The organism is Nitrospinota bacterium, from assembly GCA_016235255.1.
Taxonomy (GTDB): Bacteria; Nitrospinota_A; UBA7883; order UBA7883; family JACRLM01; genus JACRLM01.
Genome location: JACRLM010000078.1, coordinates 1 through 4,027, shown reverse-complemented (window position 1 = coordinate 4,027; position 4,027 = coordinate 1). Strand labels below are relative to the sequence as shown.

Below are 4,027 nucleotides of genomic sequence, written 5' to 3'. Positions count from 1 at the left end.
ATGGCACGCTCAATCCCTTCCACTTGAGAAAAGAATTTGAAAAAATACTCAGGAGGCTTTTTAATGAGTTATGGGCCAATGAACCATGAGGCGAAAATCCACGCCCCCTTCGGTTACCTTTTCCCGTGAGGCAACGCGATAAGCATTATACCTCCGAATATTGATGGCGCATGCCGGAGCGGATGAAAAACATAAAGCCGGGCATTGCCTCAAGCCAGCTTGGGGGTATATGATATCCATCAATATCTCACCTGTTTATTATAATTTTCCTAGAATGAACCGGGGCAAAAAGAAACTGGGGGCAATCCTTCTGGACTGCGGCGCTATTTCGGAAGATCAACTTGCCGACGCGCTACAAAACCAGGCCGCAACCGGCGGCAGGCTTGGTAAAATCATTGTATCCAAAGGCTTTATACCTGAAAACGAGATGTACGAAATCCTCTCGGCCCAACTTGGTTTGGAGCTGTGTGACTTGGCCACGGCGCAACCTCCAGCGCCTTTGCTTAACAAAATCCCGGAATCGTTTGCGCGCAAACATTCAATGATTCCAATATATTACAAGGGCGGATTGGCGCACGTGGCTGTTTCGGATCCTTTGAATCTGGCGGCGCTCGACGAGGTGGAGGCAAGGCTCTGTTGCAAAGTAAAGGCGGTGATCGCCCGGGAGGAGGATATATCAAACGCCATCATGCGTTTTTATAATGGCGACAACGGCATGAGCTGGAGTTTTGAACACCCGGAACCGCGATCAAACATGTCTGCCGAACCTAAAGGCAAGATCGCCAAACTGGTTGATTCGCTGATCCAAAGAGCGGCGATCGAGCGGGCTTCGGATATCCATTTTGAACCGGAGGAAGATTCGGTTGGCGTCAGGTTCCGGATTGATGGAGTGATGATCCATGCCGGGGAATGGGACAAAGAGCAGGCTGCGGCCATGATTTCAAGGATTAAAATATTGGGCGGCATGGACATCGGCGAAACAAGGCTGCCTCAGGACGGCTCTTTCAAAATCGGGAACAACCCTGAATTCAGGGAAATGAGGGTCTCCACATTTCCCACAGTTCATGGCGAGTCCATGGTCATCCGTATCCTTGGTGGCGGGGCGGCAATCATGCTTGGCGACACCGGACTTTCAGGCCGAACACTGAAAGGTTTCACCGAAGCCGTGAAACGCCCTTGGGGGCTTGTGGTGGTGACAGGCCCCACCGGAGCAGGCAAGACCACCACGTTGTACGCCGCGTTGCGCTCCATCAGTTCGCCTGAAAAGACCATTATCTCCATCGAGGATCCGGTGGAATGCCGTTTAAAACATGTGCGGCAGAGCCAGGTAAACCTTAAAACCGGCCTGACCTTCGCTTCCGGCCTGCGCTCCATCCTGCGGCAGGACCCGGACGTGATAATGGTCGGCGAAGTGAGGGACGAGCAGACAGCCCAGATAGCCGTGGCGGCGGCGATGACTGGGCGGCTCGTGCTTACCACCATGCACACCGGGGACGCCGCTTCCGCTTTCACGCGGCTTATGGATCTGGGCGTGGAGCCCTATAAAATCGCCTCCACCCTCAAGGGCGCCCTGGCGCAAAGGCTTGTCCGCAAGGTATGTGAAAAATGCGGAGGCGCGCAGGAGGATGTAGCCTGCGCCCAATGCAACGGCGCCGGACACCGGGGAAGGACCGGGATATTCGAATTCATCGCGCCGGACGAAGGGATGGCGGCGCTTGTGATGGGGCGGCCCCAGGTCTCCGCCATCCGTGAATACGCCATCAACGTTCTTGGCATGGAGACCATGGCGGAGGACGGCATGAAAAAGGTTTTGGGCGGAGTGACCACCCGCAGGGAGCTGGACCGGGCCGTTGACCATGCCTGATGTGCTATTGTCGCAATAGAGGACCCAATGTCATGCCGGTGTACAGATATAAGGCCCGCGACATGTCCGGGGCAAAATTGTCCGGCTCCATCCAAAGCGCCTCGGAAGCGCAGGCCGCCCGGTCGCTGATCCAGGGTGGAGTTTACCCATACAAGATTTCCAGGCCGGAGATTTCATTCTCTTTTCCAATGTTCCGGTCCGGGGGCAACGTCAAAGCTGAGGAGCTCATTTCATTCACTACGCGGCTTGCAACCCTGGTAAAGGCCGGGGCGCCGCTTGATTCGGCTCTTGCGGAACTTGCAAAAAGCCGCGATCCCGGCTTTTCCGGGGCTGTTGACGCGGTTCGCAAGGGGATCCTCGACGGTAAAAGCCTGTGCGAAGCGATGGCCTTGCGGCGGGACGTATTTTCCGAAGTCTATACGGCGATGGTGGAGGCCGGGGAGTATTCCGGAACGCTGGACAGAAGCCTGGAAAAGCTCCGCTCCATGCTGGAACGGCAGAGGGAATTTGAGCGGACGGCACGGCAGGCGGCGCGGTATCCGAAGATAGTCCTTTCGGCCATGGGGGCGGCAGTCGTCGTCCTGATGGTCTTTGTGATTCCAAGATATGTGGCGGTGTTCGAAAAGTCCAACATCCCCCTTCCTCTCCCCACGCGGGTGTTGATATGGATGGACCATGCGGTCTGGAGTTATTTCCCCCTTATATTCGCCGGCGTCTGCCTTGGCGCCGCCGGATTGTCCTATTGGATAAGGACGCCGGACGGGAGGCTTTCGTTTGACCGGATGATTTTGAATATTCCATTGGCCGGCGAAATAGTGTCGCTCATCCTTTTCGCCAGGTGGGCGGACACTTTGGGCAACCTTATCGGAGCCGGGGCCCCGCTGATCCGTTCCATCTCCCTTTCGGCCCGGGTGGCCGGCAACGCTTATTTGGCCGTGGCCATCGAAAACGTTGGAAGGGTGGTCTCTGAAGGATCCGGCATTGCCACGCCCGTGGAGGCCATCCCGGAGGCGCCTTCAATCTCCGGCCTTATGATCCGGACCGGGGAGAAGGCAGGCTCGCTGGACACATCCCTTGTCAACCTTGGGGAAAGCCTGGGCAAGGAAGCTGAATGGAAAATAAAACGCATTTCAGCCTATGTGGAGCCGGTGTTGACGGTGATGGTGGCGCTCCTCGTGCTGCTTCTTGCCCTGGCGGTGTTTTTGCCCATGTGGGACATGGCCAAGTTGGCGAAGCGGGGATAACCGTTCATCAGGAATCCGGGCCCGGCGTCACAACCAGCCCCCGCAAACAAAAACCCTCCGCCATCCGGATTTGCTCCGGGCGGCGGAGGGCGTTTTATCAGCGCTCTTTAAGGAACGGCGGTTATTTGCCGTCGTTCTTGTGGAGGAACGCAATCAGGTCGGCGATCTCGGCGTCGTCAAGATGAGGGATCTTCATGGCCGTCTTCGGGGCCTTGTCCCTGCCCGGCTTCCAGGTCTTCAGCTTCTGGACGTCGGCGTCATTGCCTTCCCAGGTCTTCTGCGGGTCGCCAAGCCAGGTGGTGAGCCACGCATCGGCATGGCGGGTGGTCACACCTTTCAGGCCGGGGCCAACCTGCGCCTTCTCGTCAAGTTTGTGGCAGTTTTTGCACTGGCCTTTGCCAGTGAAAAGGCCTTCGCCCTTGCCAGCGTCGCCCGCGGCGGCGGCATAGCCGGCCAAAGCGCCGACAAACGCAAAACTCATCGCTAACGCAAGAACATATTTCTTCATTCCCAAAACCTCCTTAAAGTTATATGAACATATCCCCCGCCCGCCAAATCAGCGGGAACGGGCGCATAGCCGGGCAATAAATCAAGAAACTCAAAAGGAATAGAAAAGGAATTTTTTGATTTCCCCCATGTGGCAAACCGGCCATCCCGCGAAAACTTTGGGCTGGCCCCCCATTTGCCACGTTGATGCTAATATTCCGCTTAAAACCTGTCAAGATTATTTTTATATGATGTAGAGAGCACATAAACTGTCCGGGTCTGTAGCACATAATCTGTCCGGTTCTATGGTGTATCCAGGAGGAAACGCCATGAAGCGGACAGAGTGGTTACAGGAGACTCGGAAGATGAGGTTTTTAGAGGCGTTAACGGATTGGCGGGAGAAGCGTCTGACTCAAGCTGAGGGGGCCAGGCT

At 56.0% G+C, this 4,027-nt stretch carries 3 protein-coding genes; 2 read left to right on the top strand and 1 reads right to left on the bottom strand.

What is annotated here, in order from left to right:
- Nucleotides 1-274: 274 nt before the first annotated feature.
- Both HZB29_10375 and HZB29_10370 read left to right on the top strand, forming a co-directional pair.
- A complete protein-coding gene (locus HZB29_10375; GenBank protein ID MBI5815996.1) occupies nucleotides 275-1,864 on the top strand; it encodes a type II/IV secretion system protein in 1,590 nt (529 codons plus the stop codon).
- Nucleotides 1,865-1,896: 32 nt separating this feature from the next.
- Nucleotides 1,897-3,108 carry a type II secretion system F family protein gene (locus HZB29_10370; GenBank protein ID MBI5815995.1) on the top strand — a complete coding sequence of 404 codons (1,212 nt, stop codon included), beginning with the start codon at nucleotides 1,897-1,899 and terminating at the stop codon, nucleotides 3,106-3,108.
- Nucleotides 3,109-3,229: 121 nt separating this feature from the next.
- Here HZB29_10370 and HZB29_10365 read toward each other — a convergent pair whose 3' ends face one another.
- On the bottom strand, nucleotides 3,230-3,616 hold the full coding sequence (locus HZB29_10365) for a c-type cytochrome (GenBank protein ID MBI5815994.1): 387 nt from the start codon (nucleotides 3,614-3,616) through the stop codon (nucleotides 3,230-3,232).
- Between the last annotated feature and the right edge of the window lie 411 nt (nucleotides 3,617-4,027).